Source organism: Vogesella urethralis (assembly GCF_007644045.2).
Lineage (GTDB): Bacteria > Pseudomonadota > Gammaproteobacteria > Burkholderiales > Chromobacteriaceae > Vogesella > Vogesella urethralis.
In genome coordinates, this window is record NZ_VMDW02000090.1 from 101,586 (window position 1) to 126,695 (window position 25,110).

Below are 25,110 nucleotides of genomic sequence, written 5' to 3' on the forward strand. Positions count from 1 at the left end.
AAAGGCAGGCCTGTAGCCTGCCGGGGTAAAAGGGGGGCAGCGTGCAACCCGGTTGCCCGGGTTGCCGGCGCTTACAGGCCCACCATGAAGGTACCGCCGGCAGCAACCGGCAAGTAGCGTTGGTAGAAGCGCAGGTAGTTGGCCTCCGGCTGGAGGTCCTTGAACAGCGACGGGTACAGCGCCTTGGCCATGAACTGCACCATGGTGTAGTCCAGCACCGTGCGCGATGCGCCTTGGTAGACGCCATAGACGCGCTGGTTTTTCACTGCCGGCAGGCTGGTCCAGCCACTGCGCTGGCTGAAACCCTGCAGGCGCTGGGTGGCGATCTTGCGGTCCACGCCCTGGCCCAGCAGCATGGCGGTAGGGTTCTTGGTGGATTCGGTACCAGAGATGAAGACCACCTCCGGTTGTGCTGCCAGCACCTTTTCCGGGTTCATCGGGCCGTACCATTCCACGAACGGTGCGGCAATATTGTCGCCGCCGGCCAGCGCACCCAGCGGGCCCCACATGCCTTTGCCGTAGCTGAAGCCGTATTCGGACGGCCCCTTGTTGCCGAATTCCACGTAGAAGCGCGGCTTGGGCAAACCGGCCTTGGCAATGCGCTGCTGCACCTGGGTGATGGCTTGGGTGTACTCGTTGGCCAGCTGGGTGGCGCGTTTTTCGTCACCGGCAATCTTGCCCAGCAGCAGGGTGCTGGCGCGGTGGTTGGCCGGCAGCTCCATGTTGTAGTCCACCACCACCACCGGCACGCCGGCATCTTCCAGGCGCTTCACGTCCGGGCCCAGGCCCTTGTACTGCCATTCGGCCAGTACCAGCACGTCCGGCTTCAGTGCCAGTACTTTTTCAACCGAAAAGGTCTGCACTTCTACCTCGCCCACGTCGGCCAGTGTTTTCAGCGACGGGCGCTTGGCGCTAAACAGTGCCCAGTTAGCCGGGCGCCAGCCTTCCCATGCTTCGCGCGAGATGCCTACCACCTTGTCGTACGCCTTTTCGCCGCCAATGGCCATGTAGTCTTCGAAGTAGAAGCCCAGCACCACGCGCTTGGCGGGCAGGTCCAGTTTGACCTGGCGGCCAACGATGTCTTTCACGGTGACCGGGGCGGCCAGGGAGAGGGCGGGCACGGCCAGCAGCGAGGCCAGCAGCACGGTTTGCTTCAAGGTGGATCGGGTCATGTCGGTATCCTGTCATTGTGATTTTTTGAGAATTATTCTTGTTTGTGGATTTGCCAGTCAATGCAAATAAGAATGAAGTGCAATAAATAACCATGTTGCGAGCGTGCTAAAGCCGCTGACGGTCATCCTGTGCTGAAATCGATCTCACTTCGGGCATGTTCCACTCCATTGGCCGCAGGCCTGTGCCTGGCGGTGCGCTGTCTTAGCGGCATGGCATGGGAAGGCGGCTTGTCTGTCATTTTGCAAATGCTAATAATTGCCATTTTTAAAAAGGGAGACAAAATGGGCGCCTCATTCCGGACAAAGTCCTTGCTTGCCAGCCTGCTGCTGAGCGCTATCGCCAACCATGTCGCGGCCAAGCCGGTCGTGGTGGAAGACGTATTGGGCCGCAAGGTGACGGTGGACGCGCCAGCCAAGCGCGTGATGCTGGGCTTCTATATTGAGGATTACTTTGCCGTGGCCGGTGACAAGGGCTACGACCGCCTGGCCGGCATGTCACGTGGCTGGTTCGTCAAGTCGCGCCCGGCCACCTGGGCCATGTACGTGGCCAGCAAGCCGCAGCTGGCCAAAGTGCCGGACGTGGGGAACGTGCAAGACCAGACCTTTTCCATCGAAAAAGTGATGGCCGCCAAGCCTGACGTGGTGGTATTGGCCGACTGGCAATACAAGGCGCTGGGCCCGGAAGTAGCACGCATGGAAGCGGCACGCATTCCGGTGGTGGTAGTGGACTACAACGCCCAAACGCTGGAGCGCCACCTGGCCAGCACCCGCATCCTGGGGCAGATCAGCGGCGAAACCGACCGCGCACAGCGTATTGCCAATGACTACCGCCAGGTGGTGGAAACCATTACCCAGCGCGTCGCCAAGTCCAAGCGCACGCCGCCGCGCATCTATATCGAGCTGGGCGACAAGGGGCCGGCCGAATACAGCTACACCTATGGCAAGAATATGTGGGGTGCCATGGCCCAGCTGGCTGGCGGGGACAATATTGCCCAGCCGTTTGTCAAAGACTGGGGCACCATCCACCCGGAACAGCTGATGGCCAGCAAGCCGGAAGTCATCCTGATCGCCGGTTACGAAAGCGTCACCAGCCCCAGCGCCATGCAGATCGGTCAGGACATCGCGGCCGCCAGCGCCTTGCAGCGGCTGAAGGGCTTTACCCAGCGCCCCGGCTGGGCCGACCTGCCGGCGGTGAAAAACCAGCGCGTCTACGCCGTGTACCACGGTGCTACTCGTAGCGTGATGGACGCCGCCTTGCTGCAGTACGTCGCCAAAACCCTGTACCCGGACCTGTTCCGCGACCTGAACCCGTTGGCGACCTACCTGGGCTTCTATCAGCGCTACCTGCCGATCCGCCCGCACGGCACTTTCATGCTGGGCCTGAACGGTAGCGACAAGCTGTAAAAGCCGACTACCTCGGCTCTAGCTGCGCCCCCGTTGCCAGACTGTCTGCACCGGGGGCGCGTTGCCCTTCAGCGCACCGCTGCCGGCAGGGGTAGCCAGGCCAGTGCGCGGTAGAACAGATCGGTATTCAAACCGTACTGCAAGGTCAGGCCGTCGCTGCGGTACCAGTCGGCATCGGCCTCGAAGTGCGGGCCGATCAGCAGTAACCGGCCCTTGCCGTAGCGGCTACCCAGCGCGGCAATGCGGCCGCTGGCCTGATAGCGGGCCAGTACGCTGGCACCGGCCGGCGGTGTAGTGCCCATGTGTGGACCGCTCTGGTTGTATACCCGGCGTACCTGTTTGCCCCAGCGCATCGGCAGTAGCGAAGGCGCCGGATCGGCCACTTCTGCGTGCAGCTCGTCGATGGCCAGCAGGCCGAAAGCCGGCGTCGCGGCCGCGCGGTCGCTGTAGCGCGCCGCCAGGTAGGCGCCGGCACAAATCCCCAGGTAGTGGCCACCGTTGGCCACAAAGCGGCGCAACGCTTGTACCTGGGCTGGCTGCAAGGCCTGCAGGGTTTCATCGATATCGTCGGAGCCGCCCGGCTGTACATAGAGTGTGGCACCACGCAGCCGTTGCGCCGACAGCGTGTGCTCGTCCACATAGCTGACGGGATGGTGCTGCTGTTGCAGCAGCTTGCCTACCGCTTCCGGGCAACCGTCACACGTGCCGGCACCGCGGAAGATCACCACGTTGGCCGCCAAGGAGGGGAGGGCCAGCAGGCCCGTCAGCAAAATCAGGTAACGTGTCATGGACGCATTCCGTTTTATCAGGACAGATCCGGGCATGCTGGCAGAATAGCGGCCCGCTGCCTGCTGGCTATTCGGGCATGATTTGCCACTGGCATACTGCTTGGCTCTATTGATATAGTCGGACGGCATGTTCATTCACCTGAATTACCGGCACGGGATCATCATGAGCCAGGCACACTACGACACCCTGAAGCAGCGGCACCGTCAGGTGCGCGACCACTACCCGGAAAACCTCAACCTGCGCTTGCATCGGGCACTCAGCTGGTGGCAACGCGCGCTGCAGGCGGACGATGACGACGGCCGCTTTATTTTCTTGTGGATCGCGTTCAATGCTGCCTATGCGCAAGATATCGAAGACAGCCAGCGCTTGTCGGAGCAGGCCAGCTTCCAGGCCTTCCTGCAAAAACTGCATGGGCTGGACCACGCGCGGCAGCTGCACAACCTGGTGTGGCAGGAGTACGCCGGCAATATCCGCGTCATGCTGGATACGCCGTATCTGTTCCAGAGCTTCTGGGACCATCAAAGCGGCAAGATCAGCCAGCAAGACTGGCAGCAGCGTTTCGAACAGGGCAAGCGCCGTGCGTTGCATGCGCTGGCCAGCGGCGATACACCAGCCTTGCTGGGCGTAGTGTTCAACCGGCTTTATACCTTGCGCAACCAGCTGGTACATGGCGGCGCCACCTGGAATAGCCAGGTCAACCGCAAGCAGCTGCGCGACTGCGTGCGTCTGCTGGGCAAGCTGATTCCGGTACTGATCACGCTGATGCTGGAACACCCCGATACCCTGTGGGGCGACGCGGTATACCCGGTTGTGGCGGCCTGAATGGCGGCATGCCCCGGTTTTTGCTGATCTTGATCAAGCATATCGATGGCATGTCCATGGCATGCCAAGCCAGTGCTAAGTTGCCTGCAAACATAATCCGCAGGGGCAAGCATGAAGCAGCGAGTGGTACCCACGCAGCGAGAAATACCGTTCAGCAGTGAAGAGCTGATCGTCAGCAAGACTGACCTCAAAGGCCGCATCACCTACGCCAACAAAACCTTCATGCGCATGGCCGACTTCAGCGAAGAGCAGCTGATCGACGTGCAGCACAACATCATCCGCCACCCGGACATGCCGCGTGGCGCTTTTTTCGGGCTGTGGCAGACGCTGCAGCAACAGCGCGAGTTTTTTGGCTTCGTCAAGAACATGACCGCCAACGGCGACCACTACTGGGTATTTGCCGACGTGCGCCCCGACTACCAGGATGGCAAGGTGGTCGGTTACTTCTCGGTACGCCGCCCCATCACCATCACCATGCGCACCACCATGGAAGGCATTTACCGTGACATGCTGACCATCGAGCAGCAAGCCGGTACCGCCAATGCCCCGCAAGCCTCATGGCAATGGCTGATGCAAACGCTGGCCAACCGCAAAACCAGTTACGAGCGTTTCATCCTCGACCTGTACCAACAAGAAGCCCTGTAAGCCGAGACCCGTCATGACCGAAGTCCTTTCCCGCACCAGCTCCGTCAGCCGTGGCCACCTGTTCATCGGCCAGCACCAGATGCTGGCGTATGGCCTGTTCCTGTTGCTGACCGTCATCATGGCTGGCCTCAGCCTGTGGCACGACGGCCCCAGCCTGACCAATACCATCCTGCCGCCGCTGGCCTTTGCCTTTGTCGGGCACGCGCTGTACAAGAAAAAGCGTGTCGACGAAGGCTTTGAACGCATTTACCAGGCCTTGCAGGAAGCCGCCCGCGGCAATCTGCACGTCCGTGTGACGCGTACCAAGGGCCTGGGCGAAGTCGGCAAGATCGCTTGGGCGCTGAATGATTTTCTCGACATTGTCGAATCGCACTCCAAAGACGTACAGGGCTGCTTCGAGCGCGCCAGCCACGGCGAATATTACCGGCGCGCGTTTGTGGACGGCCTGCCCGGCGAGTTTGCCGAGCTGTCGCGCAATATCAATGCCTCGCTGGACGCCATGCAGCAAGTGGCCGAGCTGTCGCGGCGCAACCAGCTGCTGGGCGAGTTGCATACTCAGAACACGGCCGGCTTGCTGCGCAACCTCAAGGGCAATCAGCTGGACCTGATCACGCTGAGCCAGCAAATGGAAAAAGCGCTGGCCAACGCCGATGAAGGCCGTCAGGGCGCCAGCGACAGCATGGTTACCGTGGCCGCCCTCAGTAGTGAACTGCAAGGCATGAACGAAGAGATGCAGGGCATGGCAGCCAGCGCCCGCCAGCTGGCGGAGGAAAGCACCCGTATCGGGCAGACGGTGGCGCTGATTTCCGACATCACCGACCAGACCAACTTGCTGGCGCTGAATGCTGCTATCGAGGCGGCGCGCGCCGGCGAGGTTGGCCGCGGTTTTGTCGTGGTGGCCGACGAAGTACGCAAGCTGGCCGACCGTACCCACAACGCCACCGGCGAGATTAGCGTGGTGATTGCGTCGCTGTCGGCGCGTATCGAAACTATCGTCGAACAGGTGTTGCGCCTGGGCGGGCAAAGCGCCGATATCAGCGGCAAGGTAGGCGGCTTCCGCGATGGTTTCCAGCGCGTGGAACGTACCGCGGCGGCCAACATCAGCAATGTGTCCTACGCCAAGGACCTGGCGTTTGCCTCGCTGGTGAAGCTGGATCACGTCATCTTCATGCAGAACGGTTACTCGGCGCTGGAGCGCGGGCTGGACAGCGACGCCGCCGGTGCCGTGAAGGTAGACCACCAGGGCTGCCGCCTGGGCAAGTGGTACTACGAGGGCGGCGGCAAGGCGCAGTTTGGCGCTTACCCCAGCTTCCGTGGCATCGAGGCACCGCATCAGCAAGTTCACCACGCGGTGCACCAGGCGCTGCACCATCTGGCCGAAGACTGGATGCACGATAATCAGGCGCTGGACGCCATCATCGACAGCATGGCGCGCGCCGACGCCGCCAGCGCCGACGTGGTGCGGCTGATCAATGCCATGGTGGACGAAAAGTACCCGGGCACGCGCCCGGCCGGCTAAGGCTGGCCGCCCGTGCCAAGCTTGCCCGCCTGCACGGCGGGCTTGCTACAATCGGCGCATCGTTTCGTCATGGCTTTCTCATGCGCCTACTGCATACCTCCGACTGGCACCTCGGCCAGCACTTTCTTGGCAAGACCCGCCTGGCCGAACACCAGGCATTTCTGGACTGGCTGCTGCTGCAGGTGCAGCAACACGCGGTAGACGCCGTCATCGTCGCCGGTGACGTGTTCGATACCGGCGCGCCGCCCAGCTATGCCCGCGAATGCTACAACCGGCTGGTGGTGGCCCTGCACCAGTTGGGCTGCCGGCTGCTGGTGTTGGGCGGCAATCACGACTCGGTGGCCACGCTGGGTGAAAGCGGCCCGCTGCTGGCCTGCCTGGGTGCCAGTGTGGTGCCGGCGGTAGCGGCCAACCCCGACGAGCAAGTGCTGGTGTTGCCGCAGCGAAACGGCCAGCCCGGCGCCATCGTGTGTGCCATTCCGTTCATTCGCGCCCGCGACGTGATGCAAAGCCAGGCCGGGCAAAGCGCCGAAGACAAACAGCTCACCCTGCAAGCCGCTATCCACGCCCATTACCAGGCCGTTTACCAGGCCGCCTGCGCCCGGCGCGAGGCGCTGGGCTTGCCGCTGCCCATTGTGGCTACCGGCCACCTTACTACCGTCGGCGCCAGCGCCAGCGAGGCGGTGCGCGAGATTTACGTGGGGGCGCTGGAAGCGTTTCCCACCAGCGCCTTCCCGCCGGCCGATTACATCGCGCTGGGCCACATCCACCGCCCGCAGCGGGTAGGCGGCCTGGAGCACATCCGCTACAGCGGCTCGCCGATTGCCCTGGGTTTTGACGAAGCCCGGCAGCAAAAGGAAGTGCTGCTGGTCGACCTGGAACCGCTGGGCCTGATGGGCGTTACCGCGCTGCCGGTACCGTGCTTCCAGCCCATGCTGTCGCTCACCGGCACGCTGGACGAGCTGGCGCCGCAGTTGCAGCAGGCCGCCAGCCTGGGTGAGGGCGGCAAACCGGTGTGGCTGGATATCCAGGTACGCGGCGACGACTACCTCAGCGACCTGCAGCCACGCGTACAGGCGCTGTGCGACGGCCTCCCGGTGGAGGTGCTGCGCCTGCGCCGCGCGCGCAGCAACGCCCCGGCCGCGCTGCAAGCCAGCCAGCGCGAAACTCTGGACGAGCTGACGCCGTTCGACGTGTTCGACAAGCGTCTGGCGCAAGAGCAGCTGGACGACGCGCTGCGCGCACAGTTGGCCGCCCGCTACGCCAGCGTGGTGGCCAGCCTGCAGGAGGGTGCCGCATGAAGATCCTGACCCTGCGCCTGAAAAACCTCAACGCGCTGCAAGGCGAATGGCACATCGACTTCACCCGGCCGCCGTTTGCCGGTAGTGGCCTGTTTGCCATTACCGGTCCCACCGGCGCCGGCAAATCCACGCTGCTGGACGCCATCTGCCTGGCGCTGTACCACGAAACGCCGCGCCTGAAGACCATCTCCGCCTCGGCCAACGACATCATGAGCCGCCACACCGCCGACTGCCTGGCCGAGGTGGCGTTCGAGGTCAAAGGCCAGGTGTACCGCGCGTTCTGGAGCCAGCGCCGCGCCCGCGACAAGGCCGACGGCGCGCTGCAAGCGCCCAAGGTGGAGCTGGCCAGCGCCGACGGCACCATCCTCACTACCCACATCAACGACAAGCTGCGCCGCATCGAAGCCATTACCGGCCTCGACTTTGCCCGCTTTACCAAGTCCATGCTGCTGGCGCAGGGCGGCTTTGCCGCCTTCCTGAATGCCAGCGCCAACGAGCGCGCCGAACTGCTGGAAGAGCTGACCGGCAGCGACATCTACGGCCAGATCTCGCAGCGCGTGTTCGAGCAGGCGCGTGACGCCCGCGAACAGCTGGCCCAGCTGCAAGCCCGCGCCGACGGCGTGCAGCTGCTGGACGAAGAGCGCCGCAGCCAGATGCAGGCCGAGGCCGAGGCGTTAGGCACGCAGCTGGCCAGCCTGCAGGCCGAGCACGGCAGCGTGCTGGGCTGGCGCCAGTGGCGGCAGGCGCTGCAGCAGGCCGAACACGACGCCCGCCAGGCCGAGGCTGCGCTGTTGGCCGCACAGCAGGCGCTGGCGGACGCCGCGCTGCAGCAACACGCCTTGCAGCTGGCGGAGCCGGCCGAGGCGCTGCGTCCGGCATGGCAGGCCTGGCAAGACGCGGCCGGCCGGCAGCAGCACACGCAACACGCGCTGCAGCAGCTGGCCCGCCAGCTGGACGACACCGCACAGCGCCGGCGCCACGCCCACTGGCAAGGCTGGCAGTGCGCCAGCCGTCTGGCCGCAGCAGCCACGTATCAGCACCAGCAGGCGCAGCAGCAGCAGGACGAGCTGGCCAACTGGCTAGGCCAGCACGCGCACCTGGCTGGCCTGGGCGAGCAACTGGCCGGCTGGCAGGTGCGGCAGCACGCCGCCAGTGAGGCCGCGCAAGCCATTGCCCGGCAGCGGCAGGCGCAACAGGCACAACAGGCGGCACTGGACGAGGCGCAGCAGCAGTTGGCCGCCAGCCAGCAGCAGCTGGCCGCCGCCGACACCGAACTGCACGACAGCGAAGCGGCGCTGGCCGCCGCCGACGCGCAGCTGGACGGCCTGTTGCAAGGCCAGCCCTTGGCCACGCTGCGCAACGACTGGGCCGCCGCCCGCGACCAGCAGCAAAACTGGCAACAGCGCCAGCAAGACGCCGAACGCCTGCGCCAGCTGGACAGTACCCGCCACCAGCAACAGGACGAGCTGGTGGCCGTGCAGCAGCAACAGCACGCGGCACAGGCGCAGCTGACACAGCTGCGTGCCGATTACCGCCAATTGAAAGAACAGGTTGCCGACAAACGGCAGCTGCTGGCGCAGGAGCAGCGCATCCAGAGTCTGGAAGCGCACCGCGCTGCCTTGCAGCCGGGCGAAGCCTGCCCGCTATGCGGCGCCCACGAGCACCCCGGCATTGCCGCCTACCGCCAGCTGGACGTCTCCGACACCGAGCGCGCGCTGCAGCAGAAAGAAGCTGAACTCGCGCAACGGGAAGAGCAGGGCCGGCTGGCCGGTGCCGAACTGGCACGGCTGGAAGGCAGCCAGCAGCGGCTGCAGCAGGCGCTGGACGCCACCGTGGCCGCACACATGCAGGCCGAGGCCGCCTGGCAAACGCAGGCCGGCGCGCAGCCATGGCAGGACGCGGCCGCCATCGACGCCAGTCTGGCCGCCGCCCGGCAGCGGCAGGCCACACTGCAGCAGCGGCTGCAGCAGGCTGAACAGGCCGAGGCGGCGCAGCAGACGGCACGCCAGCGTACCGACGCCATCCGGCAGCGCCGGCAGTTGGCGGATCAGCAATGCGCGCTGCAACAACAAACCTGCCAGCACGCCGGCAGCGCCCTTGCCACGCTGGCGGCCAACCTGCAGCAAGCCGAACAGCAACACGCTGCCGCGATGGCGGCCTTGCAGGCTGACATTGCCGCCAGCGGCATCACCTGGCAGCAAGACCTGGCGGCCACCTTGGCTGCCTGCGGCCAACTATGGCAGCAATGGCAGGCGCAGCAACAGGCCAGCCAGACGCTGGCGCCACAGTTGGCCACCTTGCAGCAGCACGCCCATGCGGCCAGCCAGCTGGCCGGGCAGTGGCAACAACGCTGGCAGGCCCTGCAGCTGCCAGCCCCCGACGCGGTGGCCGATACCGGGCCGGACCTGGCGCACTGGACGGCCAGCGTGGAAGCCAGCAGCGCCGAGCTGGCCGCTTTGCAGGGCCAGCAGGCGCAGCTGACGGCCGATCTGGCCCGCGACGACGATGCTCTGGCCCGGCAGCTAGCCGCGTGGCAGGCCGCATTGGCCGCCAGCCCGTTTGCCGACGAAACCGCCTGGCAGCAAGCCAGCCTGCCGGCCGAGGCCAGGCAAGCCTTGCAGACCCGCCTGCAGCAGCTGACCGCTGCGGTACAGGCCGCCGCCAGCGTGCAGCAGCATGCTGATCAGGCTTTGCAGGGCTTGCAGCAACAGGCACTCACCACGCTGGGCCTGGCCGAGCTGGACGCCCGGCTGGCGGCGCTGGATAGCCAGCGCCAGCAGCTATCGCAACAGCTGGGTGCGCTGCAGGCCTTGCTGCAGGACGACGCCAGCCGCCGCCAGCAGCAACAGGCGCTGCTGGCCGACATTGCGCAGCAGGCCGGCGAGGCCGACTTGTGGCAGCGGCTGAACAGCCTGATCGGTTCGCGCGAGGGCGACAAGTACCGCAAGTTTGCCCAAGGGCTGACGCTGGACCACCTGATGCACCTGGCCAACCGCCACCTGGCACGGCTGCACGGCCGCTACCTGCTGCAGCGCAAGCGCAGCGGCGAACTGGAGCTGGAAATTGTCGATACCTGGCAGGCCGACGCGGTGCGCGACACGCGCACGCTGTCCGGCGGTGAAAGCTTTCTGGTGAGTTTGGCGCTGGCACTGGCGCTGTCCGACCTGGTCAGCCACAAAACGTCGATCGACTCGCTGTTTCTGGACGAAGGTTTCGGTACGCTGGACGGCGATACGCTGGAAGTGGCGCTGGACGCGCTGGACGCCATCCAGGCCAGCGGCAAGATGATCGGCGTCATTAGCCATGTGGATGCGATGAAAGAACGTATCGGCAGCCAGATCCGCCTGCACAAGGGTGGCGGCTTGGGCGTGTCCACGCTACAGATTGTCGGGCCGGGCGTGGCCTGACGCCGGCAAAAAGGTGGGCAGGCGAGGGGGATGCAAAAAGGTTGGCCGCAAGCCGGATGTACGGTGTTGCGGCCAAGCTTTGAAAGGCTTCGCGGTAAACGTTGGGCTTCGCTACGCTCAACCCAACCTACCGTGTTGTAACCCGGATAAGCCAATGGCGCATCCAGGGAATGGCATGGCGCCGGCAAGCCGGTGGACAGGTGAGAGGGATGCAAAAAGGTTGGCCGCAAGCCGGATGTACGGTGTTGCGGCCAACCTTCTTGATTGCAGCCGAGTGGTAGCCCGGATAAGGCGCAGCCGCATCCGGGGAGGGCATTCACGCGTGTAGCCGCTCACCGCCTCAGCATAGACCCTAGCCCGATAAGCCAACGGCGCATCCGGGGAATGGCCTTCGCCCAGACAATCGCCCGCCGCCTCAGGGCAGCGTGGGCAGTACCAGCTGGCGGGCGCGGCCCAGATAGTCTTCTTTCTCGCCTACCGGTGCCACGTAGTGCAGCGCCTCGTCGGCGGCCTGCTGGCCTTTCAGCCGCGCCAGCAGCCAGTAGGCCAGATAGGGCGAAGCCAGACAGCCGCCGGCGGTGGCCACGTTGCCGCGGGCAAAGAACGGCTGCGGCAGCACCTCGACGCCGGCTTCCTGCACCCACGGTTTGGTGATCAGGTCGGTACAGGCCGGCACGTTTTGCAGCAGCCCCAGCTTGGCCAGAATCAACGCGCCGGAACACTGCGCTGCCAGCAGCTGGCGCGCCGGGTCCAGCTGCAGCTGCGCCATCAGCGCGGCGTCGGCCACCACGTCGCGTGTTTTCAGGCCGCTGCCCACCAGCACCGCGTCGGCCTGGCGGGCTTCGGCCAGCGAGATATGGGCGCTGACTTCCACGCCGTTCATCGAGGTGACACGTGGCGTGGGGCAGGCCAGCGACACGCGCCAGCCGGCGTCACGCACGCGGTTCAGCATGCCCAGTGCGATCAGCGAATCCAGCTCGTTGAAACCGTCGAAGGTGAGGATGGCAATGTGCATGGCGTGCTCGCTCAGGGAGCCGGGTTGGGTTGGCCGTGGTGGATGGCGTCGATGGCGGCCAGCGTGTCGGCGTCCAGCGTCAGGCTGAGGCTGGCCAGGTTTTCCTGCAGCTGCGGCAAGGTGGTGGCGCCGATGATGTTGCTGGTGACGAACGGGCGGCTGTTGACGAAGGCCAGCGCCATTTGCGCCGGGCTGAGGCCGCGTGCTTCGGCCAGTGCCACGTAGCGTGCGGTAGCTGCTTCGGCTTGCGGGTTGCTGTAGCGGGTGAAGCGGTCGAACAGCGACAGCCGCGCACCGGCCGGGCGGGCGCCGTCACGGTATTTGCCGCTGAGCATGCCGAAGGCCAGTGGCGAGTAGGCCAGCAGGCCGACGCCGTCGCGGTGGCTGAATTCGGACAGGCCGTTTTCGAAGCTGCGGTTCAGCAGGCTGTAGGCGTTCTGGATGCTGGCAATGCGCGGCAGGCCGCGGTACTCGGCGGCTGCCAGAAAGCGCGCCACGCCCCACGGGCTTTCGTTGGATACGCCGATGGCGCGTACCTTGCCGTCGCGGATGAAATCCTGCAGCACGGCCAGCGTTTCTTCGATGGCCACGCTGCCGGCCGGGTCATCCTGGTAGGGGTACAGCGCCTGGCCGAAAATGTTCACGCTGCGGTCCGGCCAGTGCAGCTGGTACAGGTCCACGTAGTCGGTTTGCAGCCGGCGCAGGCTGTCGTGCAGCGCTTCGGTGAGGTTGGCGCGGCTGAAATGGGTGCGGCCTGCGCGGATATGGCTGGGGCGTTTCGGGTCGCTGCTGGGGCCGGCGGCCTTGGTCGCCAGCACGATGCGGTCGCGGCGGCCGCCGGCGGCTAGCCAGCTGCCGATGTATTGTTCGGTGCGGCCCTGGGTTTCCGGGCGCGGCGGTACCGGGTACATCTCGGCGGTGTCGATCAGGTTGACGCCGTGTTCCAGCGCCAGGTCCAGCTGGCTGTGGGCGTCGGCTTCGCTGTTTTGCTCGCCCCAGGTCATGGTGCCCAGCGAGATCAGGCTGACGTCGATGCCGGTATGGCCAAGGGTGCGGTATTGCATGGCAGGGGGCTTTCTCGATAAGGGGTTGGGCAAGGTTGGCCGCCTTGGCGACCGCTAGCGAACCAGTGTAGCGCAGCGGCTGGCCGGGCAGGCAAGGCGGGGGAAAACACGGTGTTCTGCCCCCATGCCTTGTACTTAGCCTTCGCTGCCCGGCGCTGCCTGCCAGGCGCCCAGTGCCAGCTGCACCTCGACATACGCCTCGATGGCGGCAGCGCGTGCCGCCAGCTCGCTGCGTTGTGCCTGCAGTGCGGCGGCGTGCTGCGCCAGGGCCAGGTTTTGCGGCTCCAGCCCGGCGCTGCTACGGGTGAGGCTGTAGCGGGCGGCGCGCGTGGCCAGCGCGGCGGCCGCTTCGGCGCTGGCCAGCCGGGTACGGCTGGCTTGCCATTGGCGCAGGCTGCTTTCGCCTTCCTGCAGCGCGGTCAGCACGGCTTGCTCGTACTGGTGCCAGGCGGCCTGTCGCTGCTGGTCGGCGCTGGCACGGCGGGCGGCGCGACGGCCGGCGTCCAGCCAGTCCCAGCTGAACGCGGGGCCCAGCGCGTAACGCAGCGCGTCGGCATTGCCCAGTTGACCGAACGGCGCCATGACGCCGGCGCTGAGGTTGAGGCTGAGCCGTGGCAGGTGGGCGCGGTCGGCCAGCACCGCTTCGCCCAGGCTGACGCGCAGCTGGGCGTCGGCGCGGGCCACGTCCGGGCGCCGGGCCAGCAGGTCGTCCGGGTAGACGATGGCGGTATCGGCCGGCACGGCGGGCAGGCGCAGTGCGCGCGCCCCTTGCGGCGTGGTCAGCGGGTTGTCGCCGCACAGCACGGCCAGGGCCGCTGCGGCCGCTGCGGCGGCCGTGTCGTTGGCCGCCAGTTCGGCCTGGGTTTGCTGGCTGGCGCTGGCGGCGGCCAGCACGTCGCGCAGGTCGGCCAGGCCGGCTTGCTGGCGGCGCTGCAACAGGGCGTGCCGCTGTTGCAGGGTGTCCAGCTCGTCCAGCAGCAGGGCGCGGTTCAGTCGCGCCTGCTGCCAGCGGGTGTACTGGCGGACTACATCGGCCTGCAGTAGCAGGGTGGCGGCACGCAGGTCGGCGGCTTGCAGGTCGGCCTGGCGCTCGGCCATGGCGGCGGCGGTGCCGGCGCGGCCGAACAGGTCCAGCTCCCAGCTCAGGCTTTGCTGCACGATGCCCAGTTGCTGTACCGGTGGCCGGGGCTGGCCCTGGCGATACGGGTCCACTTCGATATTGGCCAGTTGCTGGCGCTGGGCCTGGGCGCCCAGGCTGCCTTGCGGCAGGGCTTCGCGGCGCGTGGCGTCGGCTGCATGGCGGGCGGCGCGGACAGTGGCCAGCACCGCCTGGCGTTGGTGGTTGTGCTGCATGGCTTGCTGCAGCAGGGCCGTTAGCTGCGGGTCGGCCAGCGCTTGCCACCAGTCGGTGGCTAGTTGGCCGCGTGCAATACCGGTGGCCTGGGCTGCCGGGCTGGGGTTGGCCGCCAGCTGTTGCTGGCTGGCCGGAATATGGCTGGGCGGCGTTACTGCCGCACAACCGCCGAGCAGGGCCAGTGCCAGCAGCACGGCGTAGCGGGTAGGGGTAGGTACAGAGGCAAACATGGCAATCCTTAGCTGGCCGGCTGGCCGACACGATAGAAACTGGCGTACAGGGCCGGAATCAGGCCCAGCGTGATCAGCGTGCCCAGCGCCAGGCCGCCCATCATCACCACGGCCAGGCTGGTCCATACCGCACCGCCGAACAGCCACAGCGGCAGCAGGCCCAGAATGCACACCATCTTGGTCATCACGATGGGGCGCAGGCGCTTGGCCGCCGCGTCTTCGATGGCTTGCAGGGCGGGCAGGCCGTCGCGGCGCGCCTCTTCGATGGCGTCCAGCAGCAGCACCGCGTTGTTGACGATGATGCCGGCCAGCGCCAGCAGGCCCAAGGTGCCGACAAAGGTCAGCGTGGTGCCGCTGACCGTCAGCGCCAGTGCCGCCCCGATAGAGACGAAGGGGATGCTGGCCAGCACGATCAGGCTTTTGCGCACGCTATCGAACTGCCACACGAACAGCAGGAACATCACCATCACGCACGCCGGCAGCAGTTGGGCGATGGCGTTGTTGGCGCTGGCGTTTTCCTCGATCTCGCCACCCAGTGTCACGCTGACCTTGCCGTTGGCGGTGATCTGTGCGGTGACGTCGGCTACCTTGTCGGCCACGCCCTGGGCGGTAAGCTGCGGGTGGCGCGCCAGCAGGGTAACCGTGCGCTGCTGGTCGACGCGCTGGATCACCGCCGGCTGGCTGGCCAGGCTGATGCTGGCCACCTGGCCCAGGGTGACCGCGCGTTGCTGGCCGCTGCCCTGTACCGGCAGCGCCTGCAGGCGGGCAATGCTGTCGCGCAGGCTGGCGTTGCCGCGTACCACCACCGGCAGCAGGGTATCGCCTTCGCGGTAGTGGCTGGCCACGCTGCCGGCCAGCAGCGTATCCAGGCTCTGCGCGATGTCGCGGCTGCTCAGGCCGGCGGCGTGCGCCCGTGCCTGGTCTACCCGCACGTCCAGTTGCAGGATGGGCCGCTCGGCGTCGCTGCTGAGCTGCTGCATGCCGGGGATGGCCTGTAGCGCGGCGTACAGCCGCTCGGCTGCGGCCAGGTGGCTGCGACCGTCGTTGCTGCTGAGGCGGAATTGCGCTACGCCGGCGTCGGACGAACCCATCGAGAAACGTTTCGGTTCAAAGCGTACCTCCGGGAAGCGTGCGGCCAGCTTGCTGCCCAGCGCGGCAATCGCGTCGGCGTGGCTGACGCCGTCCGCCAGCGTCAGCACGGCGTAGGCGCGGTGGCCGGCCGGGGTGGGCGGGTTTAGCGCCAGGATGAAGCGCGGGCCACCGTCGCCCATGTACAGCGCGTGGCTGGCCAGCTCGGGGAAAGCCTTGCGATCGGCCAGCGCCTGGCTTATCTGGCTGCTGCGCGCCAGCGTGTGGCGGGTACTGCTGTCCGGCGATAGTTCGATCGCCATTTGCAGCTGGCGGCGCTCGGACGCCGGCATCAGCTCGGACGGCACGTGGGCAAACAGCCAGCCGGCGCCGGCCAGCAGCACCAGCATGCTGCCGATGTAGACGGTTTTGTGGCCCAGAATCCAGCGCACCTTGCCGCGGTACCAGCCGGTAATGGCTTCCACCGCTTGCGCAGTGCGGCTGAGCTCGGCGTGGTGGTGGGCAAAGCGCTGGCACAGCAGCGGGGTGAAGGTGACGGCCAGCAGCAGCGACAGCAGCAGCGCGATGGCCATCACGATGCCCATGCTGCGCAGGTATTCGCCGGTTTCGGTGCTGGACAGTACCAGCGGCATGAAGGTGAGGATGATGGCCAGCGACGAGACCAGCAGCGGCACGAACATGCTGCGGCCGGCTTCGGCGGCGGCTTCGGTACGCGCTTGCCCCAGCGCCAGGCGGCGTTCCATGTCTTCGGCCACCACGATGGCGTTATCCACGAACAGGCCCAGCGCAATGATGATGGCGCCAATCGAGATGATGTGCAGGTCGATACCCAGCAGCTTCATGATGGCCAGCGTGCCCAGCACCGTGGTCGGTACGATGGCGCCCACGATCAGGCCGGTACGCCAGCCCAGGAACAGTACCACCACGCCCATCACGATCAGCGTGGTTTCCATGAACACCTGGCCCACCTGTTTCAGCTGTTTGGTCACGATCTGCGCCTGGTCGGTAATCGGCGACAGTTTCATGCCGGCCGGCAGGCCGGCTTCCAGACGGGCGACTTCCTGGCGCAGGCCGGCGGCAAAGCTCACTACGTTGAGGCCGCTTTCCATCGATACCGCCACCACGGCTGCCGGGTTGCCATCGACAAAGGCGCCGGTTAGCGGCGGGTCTTGCGTATGGCGAACCACGCGAGCCACTTGCTTCAGCAGCACGCTGCCACCGCCGGGTAGCGGAATGACGGTATTGCCCAGCTCGGCAGGGTTGGCCGCGTCGCCGCTGACATTCAAAGCGAGCTCGCTGCCGCCGATTTCCACAAAGCCGGCCGGGGCCACGATATTGCGGCGTGCCACGGCGTCGGTGATGACGGCTGGCGACAAGCCCCGTGCAGCCAGCGCCGGAATGTCCAGCAGGATCTGCACCTCTTCGTCGCGGATGCCGTGCAGGGTAACGCGCTCCACGCCGGGCACGCGCAGCAGCTGGTCGCGCAGCTGGCGTGCCTGCTCGCGCAGCTCGCCAGCGGTATAGCCTTGGCCGCTCAGGCCCAGGGTCAGCACGGCGACCCGGCCGAACTCGTCATCCACCAGCGGGCCGATGCTGCCTTCCGGCAGTTGCGGGCGCAGGTCGTTCATGCGGTTGCGCAGCCGCTGCCAGACGTCGGGCAGCTTGTCGGCGCTCACCGTGGGGTGCAGTTCCACGTAGGTGAAAGCCAAGCCCGGGGGCAGTGTGGTTTTGACACGTTTGACTTCCGGCAGCCCCAGGATGCTTTCTTCGGTGGGGCGGGCCACCAGTTGTTCCATGCGGTCGGTGTTGGCGCCGGGCACATAGCTGAGCACGGTCGCGGTACGGATGGTGACGGGCGGCTCTTCGGTGGACGGGAAGTCCAGCACCAGCCACAGGCCGGCCAACACGATGGCCAGTACCGCCAGGAAGGTGAAGCGGGGGCGCGCCAGCGCGGCGGCAGCCAGGTTGCTCATGGTTGGCCTCCGTCACGCAGCAGTACCGGAGTGACGCGTGTGCCCGGGGTAATGGCGGCGGCGCCAGCCACCACCACCGAGTCACCAGCGTTCAGCCCGCTGGCAATGCGGACGCGGTCGTCCTGCACACCTTCGGTAACCACGGCCACTTTTTCCACCGTATGGCCGTCGGCAGCCAGGCGCAGTACGTGGCCTTGGTGTGCGTTTTGGCCCGGCAGCAGGGCGCGCAGCGGAATGCTGATGCCGGTAGCGCTACCGCGGCCCAGCAGCACTTGCCAGGTATCCCCCGGTTGCGCTTGCGCCGGTGCGCTGATGAATACCTGGCGTTGGCCGCCGGCGCCAAGCGTGGCGGCAACTCGTAGCACCTTGCCGTTGTGTAGCGCCTGTTCGTGCTGCAAAGCCACGCTCTGGCCGGTGGCCAACTTCACGTTGGCCGGCAGCCACAGCGCCAGTTCGCGACCACTGCCCTCGATCGAGAAGACACTGGCACCGGGGGCGGCGCTTTGGCCTACGGCCAGCTGGCGGCTGCCGATCACGCCGTCTACCGGTGCCCGCAGGCTGGCCTGCGCCAGTGCCCATTCGGCCTGGCTGCGCTGGGCGCTGGCGGCGGCCAGCGTCGCGGCGGCGGCGTCGAGTTCGGCCTTGACGGCTTCCATCTCGCCCGCGCTGATGGCCTGGCCTTGCTGCGCGGCCTGGATGCGGGCGTGGCGCTGATGCACCTCTTGCCAGCGTACGCGGGTGGCGGCTTCGTCACTGCCGGCGGCCAGCAGCTGCGCGCGCAGCGGCGTGGTGTCCAGCTCGGCCAGCAGTTGGCCAGCGCGTACGCTATCGCCGACGTCGGCGTGCAGGCGGGTGACGCGGCCGGACACGGCAAAGGCCAGTTCGGCTCGCGAAATCGCGCGCACTTCGGCAATGTAGGCCTGGCCTTGCTGGGTCATGCTGCCGGCAGTAATGACCAGCGCCGGGCGCGGGGCTGGCGGGGTTTGCTGGCTGGGGGCGTTGTTGCAGGCAGTCAGGCCCAGTAGTGATAGCGCCAGCCACAGCGGCGGGCGCAAAGGAGAGGTATGGGGCACGGTGGGTCTCCGTAACGGACAGATAAGCGAAAGGCCTGCGCAGTACGCTGCTGCGGCAGGCGGGCAGCGGCGACTCTAAGCGGTGTTGTTCACGGGCAGGGAGGACAAAACAGGCCAATGGCGGTGCCGTGTCGGCCAAGGTGGCTGCCGGCCGCCTGTTTTGTCATGCAAAAGGACAATAGCGGCCAAGTCCGGATCAATTCCGGACGACGTGGAGTGGGGCTATTACAGAAAAAACAGCCTTTATTACAGAAATATCAACAAATTATGATGATTTTTTGCCGTGAAGGGCAGGCAGACCTGTCTGGTGGATAGGTGACAAATACGGCCGGTCTGGCCATGATGATGGCCTGGTTTATTGCGAAGGAGCCCGCTGATGACCGCTGATGATCCAAGCGTAACTGCTGCTGCCGACGGGGCGAATACGGCCACTATCATCCCCACGATCGCCCGCTCGCTGCTGGGGCTGGTGGAGGATCGCGGCCACAGCCCGGCCCGACTGTGCCAGGGGTTGGGCATACGCTACGAAGACTTGCTATCGCACCAGCTGTTGTTGTCGCACCGCCAGGTTCGGGCCTTGATCCTGCGCGCGCTGCAATTGCTGGACGAGCCGGCACTCGGCTTGCTGGCCGGCATCCGCCAGACGCCAGTGAGCTGGGGCGTGCCCGGTTTGGCCATGCTGACATGCGAAACGCTAGGCGAAGCCATGAACTACGCGCTGACACGCCAGCACGAGGCCGGCACCATGGTGCAGCATCGCGTGACGCTGCATGGCAATGAGGTGCGTTTGCAACTGGTGAGCCACCGCTACGACTGGGAGATCGAAAATTACCTGATCGACGAGTCGCTGGCCGGGGCCGTGGCGGTGGCGCGCTATCTGCTGGGGCCGGATTTCAAACCCCTGCGCATCGACCTGGCGCAGGCGCAGCCGGCTCATCATGCCCAGTACCGCCGCTACTTCGGCTGCCCGGTACGTTTTGGCGCCGGCACCAACCTGATGGTATTCGAGGCGCATTGGATGGGCGCGCGGCTACCGGGCTACGACCGCATTGCCAGCCAGGTGCTGCGGCGCCAACTTGACGGCCTGCTGCTGCCGGTGCCGGGGCGCCATCAACTGGTTGAAACCGTCAGCAACCATATCCGCTACGCCAGCGTGCAAGGCGCAGACCAGCAGGCGGTGGCCAGTATGGTCAACGTCAGTTCGCGTTCGCTACGGCGCAAGCTGGAGCAGCAGGGCACCAGCTACCGCCATCTGCGTGACAGTACCCGCTACCAAGCCGCGTGCGAGCTGCTGGATAACACCACGCTGAGCCTGGCGGTGATTGCCGAGCAACTGGGCTACGCCGACGTCCGTTCGTTCCGGCGTGCGTTCAAGCGCTGGTCAGGCCTGTTGCCCAGCGATTACCGTCGCCTGCCGCGCAGCGAATAGTGCAGCCGGTCTAGCCGCCATCTGCCAGCGGCAGCCGGCTATCGGCTTTCACTTCCTTCAGCGCCAGGTTGGAATGAATGGTGTGGATGCCGGGGATGGCGCGCAGCCATTCCACAAACTGGCTGTAGTGGTCCAGGTTGGCCGCCACCACCACCAGCATGTAGTCGGCGTTGCCGGTGATCTTGTGGCAGGCCAGCACTTGCGCGTGGTCGCCAATCAGTGCTTCGAAGGCGTTGGGCTGCGGGTTGCCGACGCTGGCAAAACTGAGGCTGACGTAGGCCAGCACGTCCAGCCCCAGGCGGCGCCGGTCCAGGTTGGCCTGATAGTCGCGGATATAGCCGTCGTCCTGCAGCCGCTTCAGCCGGCGCCAGCACGGCGTCACGCTCAGCGCCAGCCGTTCGGCCAGCTGCGGGGTAGACAGCGCGCCGTCTTGTTGCACGTGGCGCAGGATGGCACGGTCGGTGGCGTCCAGGGTGTTGCTGGTGGTTTCTTTTTTCATGATGGCTTTTTTGCTTGTTTTCTTTGCCCGTATTCTGCATTGGCGGGCAAGAAAAGCAAAAATATTGCCCGGCGCCGGGCGTAGACTGGCCGTTATTCCGACTGCCTTGAGGCCACCGCCATGCTGACCATCTATAGCCCAGACCACCAGCTGCACCACGCCAGCGAACTGAAAGACGGCAAGGTGTCGCCGTGTTTTGACATGCCGGAACGCGCCGAAATCGTGCTGGCGCGCAGCCTGCAGGTAGGGCTGGGCGATATCGTGGCGCCGCAGGCCTTCGGGCCGGAACACTACGCCCGCGTGCACAGCGAGCGCTATGTACGCTTTTTGCAGCAGGCCTGGGGTGAGTGGCAGGCGCTGGGCCACCAGCACGACGCGCTGCCGCTGGTCTGGCCGGTGCGCGACCTGCGCAGCGACATCGAACCGGAACACATCGACGGCAAGCTGGGCTTTTATGCGATGGACGCCGGGGTGGCCATTACCGCCGGCACCTGGCAGGCCGTAAGCAGCAGCGCCAACCTGGCGCTGACCGGTGCCAGCCTGCTGCACGGCGGCCAGCGCAGCGCCTTTGCACTGTGCCGCCCGCCCGGCCACCACGCCGCTGCCGAGTACATGGGCGGCTACTGCTACCTCAACAATGCCGCCATCGCCGCGCAGTGGAGCCGAGACAACGGCAGCCAGCGCGTGGCGGTGCTGGACGTGGACTTCCACCACGGCAACGGCACGCAGAGCATCTTTTATGACCGTGACGACGTGCTGTTCGTGTCGCTGCACGGCGACCCGCGCCGCTCTTACCCGTATTTTTCCGGCCACCGCGACGAAACCGGCCGTGGCGCAGGCCTGGGCTTCAACCTCAACTATCCGCTGCCGCACGGCACGGCGTGGGATGGCTACGGCGAGGCGCTGCAGCACGCCTGCGGCCAACTGCGTCAGTACCGACCCGACCTGCTGGTGGTGTCGCTGGGGGTGGATACCTACGAAGGCGATCCGATCAGCCACTTCCGCCTGGCTACAGGCGATTTCAGCCGCATCGGCGCCGTCATTGCGGCGGTTGGCGTGCCGACGCTATTCGTGATGGAAGGCGGCTATAGGGTGGACGAAATCGGCATCAACGCCGTCAACGTGCTGCAGGGTTTTGAGCAGGCGTAAGCGGCAGGCCTGGCTGCTGCAGCTGCTGCAAGGCGGCATTGATACGCTGCAGCAGTGCGATATTGCCCTGCGTTCGCGGCAGGGCAAGGTAAGTAGGATTGCGCAACAGCAAGCCGGCGTCGCGCAGCGGCAGCCGGATCGGGTTGCGCGGGTGGTGTTGCAGCAGGTGATCCACCGAATCTTTCACCGCCAGTATTGCATCCAGCCTGCCGGCGCGCAGTTTGCTGATGTTCTGCAGGTCCGACTCGCCACTTTCCAGCACCAGCACGCCGCGCTGCTGCATGGCTTGCAGCTTGTCGCTGTAGTACCAGCCGGCCAGGGTGCCCAGCTTCAGGCCGGCCAGGTCTTCGCTGCGGCCAACCTGCAGGCTGGCGGTGGGCAGCGTGAATACATGAAGGCTTTCTTGCCAGAGCGGGGCGGACATCAGGTAGCGCTGCTGGCGCTCGGCATTGCTGTACAAGCCGGCTACGCCATGCTGGCCCAGCGCCAGCCCTTGCAATGCCCGCCGCCAAGGCATGGGCCTGATTGCCAGGCGCAGCCCGCTTTGCTGGGCAATACGCTGCAACAGCTGCACATAAATGCCCTGCGGCTGATGCCTGGCGTCTTCGTAGGCAAACGGCGGGCTGTTGTTGTCCACGGCAATGTGCAAGTCGGGCCGGGCGTGGGCAGCGTGCGACAGCAGGCAAGGCAACAGGGCGAACGCAATCGGACGGAGCATGGGCGGCGGCGCAGGGTAAAACGGCAAGCCTAAGCCGGCTGCGTGACGGCGTGAAGTCGGCCTGGGGCGATCGCGCTGTTCCGCAGCCAGAACAGCGCCGGCCATGACGGAGCTTAAGGCAGGGCAGGGTGGGCGACGGCGCTCTCAAGATGCAGTTGCACCAACGCCAGCGTGGCTTGTTCCAGCCGACGGCCATCGGCTGCGGCCTGTGCCCAGGCTGCGTCGTCATCGCTGGCCTGCTGGCTGGCCAGGTAGGTATCACGCTGGCGCAGCTGGTACGCCGACAGCACCGCCGAGCACACGGCCACCGCCTGTTGCGCCTGGTTGGCCGCCGCTTGGGCCGACGGGTAGCGGTCGACATAAGCCAGCGCGCACGCCTTGAACTGTCTCTCCCAGCGCAGCGCTTGCGCCGCAGCGGTCTGCGCGGGCAACACCGTGCTGCAGGCGGGCAGGAGCAGAAGGGCAAGGCAGAGCGTGGCGCGCATCATGTGTGGGCAGGGTGGGTTGGCCGCAATGCCCGGATGATAAGGGGGCCGGGTGCCCTGCTGTGTTGCCGTTTTGTCACGAACAAGTCATTTTTCATACGCAATTCGTGCTGCTCGCTGTCATTCTTCATGCCATTTGTCTATAAATTTATAAAATTTGATATAAAATATTGTTACTGAATGACGAAGCGGCACGCCGGCCCGGCCGGCGGCGGACGGAGACCACCCACCATGCGCAGCAACTTGCCCATCACCCAGACCGAACGCTTTCTGGCGCCCAAGCGCCCCATCGTGACCAAGACCGACCTGGACGGCACCATTACGTATGCCAATCGTGCGTTTATTGATATCAGCGGCTTCAGAGAAGACGAGCTGATAGGCCAGCCACACAATATCGTGCGCCACCCCGACATGCCGCCAGAAGCCTTCGCCGATATGTGGCATACCCTGCAGGCCGGCCACCCGTGGCGCGGTCTGGTGAAAAACCGTGCCAAGAATGGCGATTTCTACTGGGTGGACGCCTACGCCACGCCGATTCGAGAGGACGGGCGCGTCACGGGTTATATGTCGGTGCGCAACAGCCCGGATCGCCAGCAGGTAGCCGCTGCCGAGCAGCAGTACGCCGAGGTACGGGCCGGCCGCGCCAGCCTGCCGCCGACCCGCATCGCTGCTGGCCATAGCCTGGACCGCCTGTTGCTGCTGTTGGTGATGCCGGCATTGCTGGTGCTGTTGGCCGGTTTGTTGCTGCCGGACGGCATCCAGCTACTGGCCAGCTTGCTGGCCGCGCTGTGGCTGATTGGCGGCGCCTTGCTGCTGCGCGCGCAGGCTGTCGGCCCGCTGGGCCTGCTGCGACAGGGCATCCAGCGTCTGGGGGAGGGTAATTTCGCCGAGCCCTTCGTGCCCGGCGGCTGTTCCGAAATGCGCGACATGGCGCTGGCGCTGGAAACCATGCGTATCAACACCCGCGCGGTGATTGCCGACGTGGTAGGCGGGGCCAACGACGTCGGCAATGTAGCCGCAGCCGTCAACGAACAGGCCGCTACGCTGAAAGGCCGCGGCGAGCAGGCGCTGGACGGCATCAGCCGCGTGGCGGCCGCGCTGGAGCAGCTATCGGTATCGGTTACCGAAATCTCGCATGCCACCCGTAACGGGGCCGACCACGCCGATCAGGCGCGCCAGCTGACGGTGGCGGGCGAGCAGGCCATGCAACAGACCGAGCAGGCTACCGGCGTGGCGATCCAGGAGTTCCAGGCCACCAACGATGCCATCGCCGTGCTGCAGCAATCCACCCAGGACATTGGCAACGTGGCGCTGGTGATCAAGGATATTGCCAACCAGACCAATCTGCTGGCGCTGAACGCGGCCATCGAAGCGGCACGCGCCGGCGAAAGCGGTCGCGGTTTTGCCGTGGTGGCCGACGAGGTACGCAGCCTGGCCGAGCGTACGGCTGGCAATACCAAGGAAATCGAACAGTCCATCAGCGTGCTGGCGCAGCGCACCCGCGACGTGGCGCACAATATCCAGGATGCGATGAGCCAGGTAAGCCAGGTGGCGCAGGCGGTGCGCGTGGCCAGCGACGGCCTGGGCGCCATCCGCCAGGCCAGTGACGGCGTATCGGCCGCGTCGCAAACCGTGGCCGACATGCTGCAGCAGCAGTCGTCCACCTCAACCGAAGTGGCAAACAATATGGAGCGGATGAATGTGCTGACCGAGCAGAACAGCCACACCATCGGCCAGACCCACGCCTATGCCGAAAAGCTGCATACCACAGCCGACGATTTACGCCGCTTGGTACAGCACTTCGAGCGCCATTTGTAAGCCTTGGGCAAAGCCAACCACGCTCGACATGCTGACGGCGCCAAACCCGGCGGAGCTGCTACAGGCGGCATAGCCGCCGGCAAGTGCAGAAAACTGCGGCGGGCTCTAGGCAAAGCGGATATTTTTGCGTAATATCCGCGTCTCGCTGCTAGCTG

The 25,110-nt window shown here is 65.9% G+C and carries 19 protein-coding genes; 9 read left to right on the forward strand and 10 right to left on the reverse strand.

The features are described 5' to 3' along the window. Positions 1-71 precede the first annotated feature (71 nt). Entirely contained in the window at positions 72-1,172 is a 1,101-nt protein-coding gene (locus tag FLQ03_RS10855; protein WP_144372207.1) for an ABC transporter substrate-binding protein, read from the reverse strand. 309 nt (positions 1,173-1,481) lie between these two features. Here FLQ03_RS10855 and FLQ03_RS10860 point away from each other — a divergent pair, with 309 nt between their 5' ends. Next, a complete protein-coding gene (locus FLQ03_RS10860; RefSeq protein WP_240802253.1) occupies positions 1,482-2,576 on the forward strand; it encodes an ABC transporter substrate-binding protein in 1,095 nt (364 codons plus the stop codon). Between the two features lie 68 nt (positions 2,577-2,644). Here FLQ03_RS10860 and FLQ03_RS10865 read toward each other — a convergent pair whose 3' ends face one another. Continuing rightward, entirely contained in the window at positions 2,645-3,364 is a 720-nt protein-coding gene (locus FLQ03_RS10865; protein WP_170252381.1) for a BPL-N domain-containing protein, read from the reverse strand. 163 nt (positions 3,365-3,527) lie between these two features. Between FLQ03_RS10865 and FLQ03_RS10870 the strand changes: the two genes are divergently transcribed. From FLQ03_RS10870 to sbcC, 5 genes are all read left to right on the forward strand, one after another. Beyond that, on the forward strand, positions 3,528-4,187 hold the full coding sequence (locus tag FLQ03_RS10870) for a HEPN domain-containing protein (protein WP_144372210.1): 660 nt from the start codon (positions 3,528-3,530) through the stop codon (positions 4,185-4,187). Between the two features lie 111 nt (positions 4,188-4,298). After that, positions 4,299-4,832 (forward strand): PAS domain-containing protein, encoded by a 534-nt coding sequence (locus FLQ03_RS10875; RefSeq protein WP_144372211.1) that lies wholly within the window; start codon positions 4,299-4,301, stop codon positions 4,830-4,832. Between the two features lie 13 nt (positions 4,833-4,845). Continuing rightward, positions 4,846-6,351, forward strand: a complete 1,506-nt coding sequence (locus FLQ03_RS10880; protein WP_144372212.1) for a methyl-accepting chemotaxis protein — start codon at positions 4,846-4,848, stop codon at positions 6,349-6,351. 80 nt (positions 6,352-6,431) lie between these two features. After that, entirely contained in the window at positions 6,432-7,652 is a 1,221-nt protein-coding gene (sbcD, locus tag FLQ03_RS10885; RefSeq protein ID WP_144372213.1) for an exonuclease subunit SbcD, read from the forward strand. Then, the gene (gene sbcC, locus FLQ03_RS10890) at positions 7,649-11,059 is read left to right on the forward strand and encodes an exonuclease subunit SbcC (RefSeq protein WP_144372214.1); all 3,411 of its coding nucleotides are present in this window, start codon (positions 7,649-7,651) and stop codon (positions 11,057-11,059) included. Before sbcD ends, sbcC begins: the two co-directional genes overlap by 4 nt. A gap of 415 nt (positions 11,060-11,474) precedes the next feature. Here sbcC and FLQ03_RS10895 read toward each other — a convergent pair whose 3' ends face one another. From FLQ03_RS10895 to FLQ03_RS10915, 5 genes are all read right to left on the reverse strand, one after another. Next, positions 11,475-12,074, reverse strand: a complete 600-nt coding sequence (locus tag FLQ03_RS10895) for a DJ-1/PfpI family protein (protein ID WP_144372215.1) — start codon at positions 12,072-12,074, stop codon at positions 11,475-11,477. Between the two features lie 11 nt (positions 12,075-12,085). Next, a complete protein-coding gene (locus FLQ03_RS10900; protein ID WP_144372216.1) occupies positions 12,086-13,138 on the reverse strand; it encodes an NADP(H)-dependent aldo-keto reductase in 1,053 nt (350 codons plus the stop codon). A gap of 135 nt (positions 13,139-13,273) precedes the next feature. After that, positions 13,274-14,722: a TolC family protein gene (locus tag FLQ03_RS10905; RefSeq protein WP_170252382.1), complete on the reverse strand. Its 1,449-nt coding sequence runs from the start codon at positions 14,720-14,722 to the stop codon at positions 13,274-13,276. Between the two features lie 8 nt (positions 14,723-14,730). Beyond that, a complete protein-coding gene (locus FLQ03_RS10910; RefSeq protein WP_144372218.1) occupies positions 14,731-17,784 on the reverse strand; it encodes an efflux RND transporter permease subunit in 3,054 nt (1,017 codons plus the stop codon). Beyond that, positions 17,781-18,857, reverse strand: coding sequence for an efflux RND transporter periplasmic adaptor subunit (locus tag FLQ03_RS10915; RefSeq protein WP_144372219.1), 1,077 nt, complete (start codon positions 18,855-18,857; stop codon positions 17,781-17,783). The genes FLQ03_RS10910 and FLQ03_RS10915 overlap by 4 nt, the downstream gene beginning before the upstream one ends. A 376-nt stretch (positions 18,858-19,233) precedes the next feature. Between FLQ03_RS10915 and FLQ03_RS10920 the strand changes: the two genes are divergently transcribed. Beyond that, positions 19,234-20,286: an AraC family transcriptional regulator gene (locus FLQ03_RS10920; RefSeq protein WP_144372220.1), complete on the forward strand. Its 1,053-nt coding sequence runs from the start codon at positions 19,234-19,236 to the stop codon at positions 20,284-20,286. Positions 20,287-20,296: 10 nt separating this feature from the next. On the opposite strand, the gene FLQ03_RS10925 is transcribed toward FLQ03_RS10920, so the two are convergent. Beyond that, positions 20,297-20,785 (reverse strand): Lrp/AsnC family transcriptional regulator, encoded by a 489-nt coding sequence (locus FLQ03_RS10925; protein ID WP_144372221.1) that lies wholly within the window; start codon positions 20,783-20,785, stop codon positions 20,297-20,299. 120 nt (positions 20,786-20,905) lie between these two features. On the opposite strand from FLQ03_RS10925, the gene FLQ03_RS10930 reads away from it, so the two are divergent. Beyond that, positions 20,906-21,934, forward strand: a complete 1,029-nt coding sequence (locus tag FLQ03_RS10930; protein ID WP_144372222.1) for a histone deacetylase family protein — start codon at positions 20,906-20,908, stop codon at positions 21,932-21,934. Here the strand turns inward: FLQ03_RS10930 and FLQ03_RS10935 are convergent. Continuing rightward, the gene (locus tag FLQ03_RS10935) at positions 21,903-22,652 is read right to left on the reverse strand and encodes a substrate-binding periplasmic protein (RefSeq protein ID WP_170252383.1); all 750 of its coding nucleotides are present in this window, start codon (positions 22,650-22,652) and stop codon (positions 21,903-21,905) included. The genes FLQ03_RS10930 and FLQ03_RS10935 overlap by 32 nt on opposite strands. Before the next feature lie 113 nt (positions 22,653-22,765). Beyond that, complete coding sequence (locus tag FLQ03_RS10940) at positions 22,766-23,083, reverse strand: hypothetical protein (RefSeq protein ID WP_144372224.1); 318 nt, start codon at positions 23,081-23,083, stop codon at positions 22,766-22,768. Positions 23,084-23,368: 285 nt separating this feature from the next. On the opposite strand from FLQ03_RS10940, the gene FLQ03_RS10945 reads away from it, so the two are divergent. After that, positions 23,369-24,955 (forward strand): methyl-accepting chemotaxis protein, encoded by a 1,587-nt coding sequence (locus tag FLQ03_RS10945; RefSeq protein WP_170252384.1) that lies wholly within the window; start codon positions 23,369-23,371, stop codon positions 24,953-24,955. The last annotated feature ends 155 nt before the right edge of the window (positions 24,956-25,110 follow it).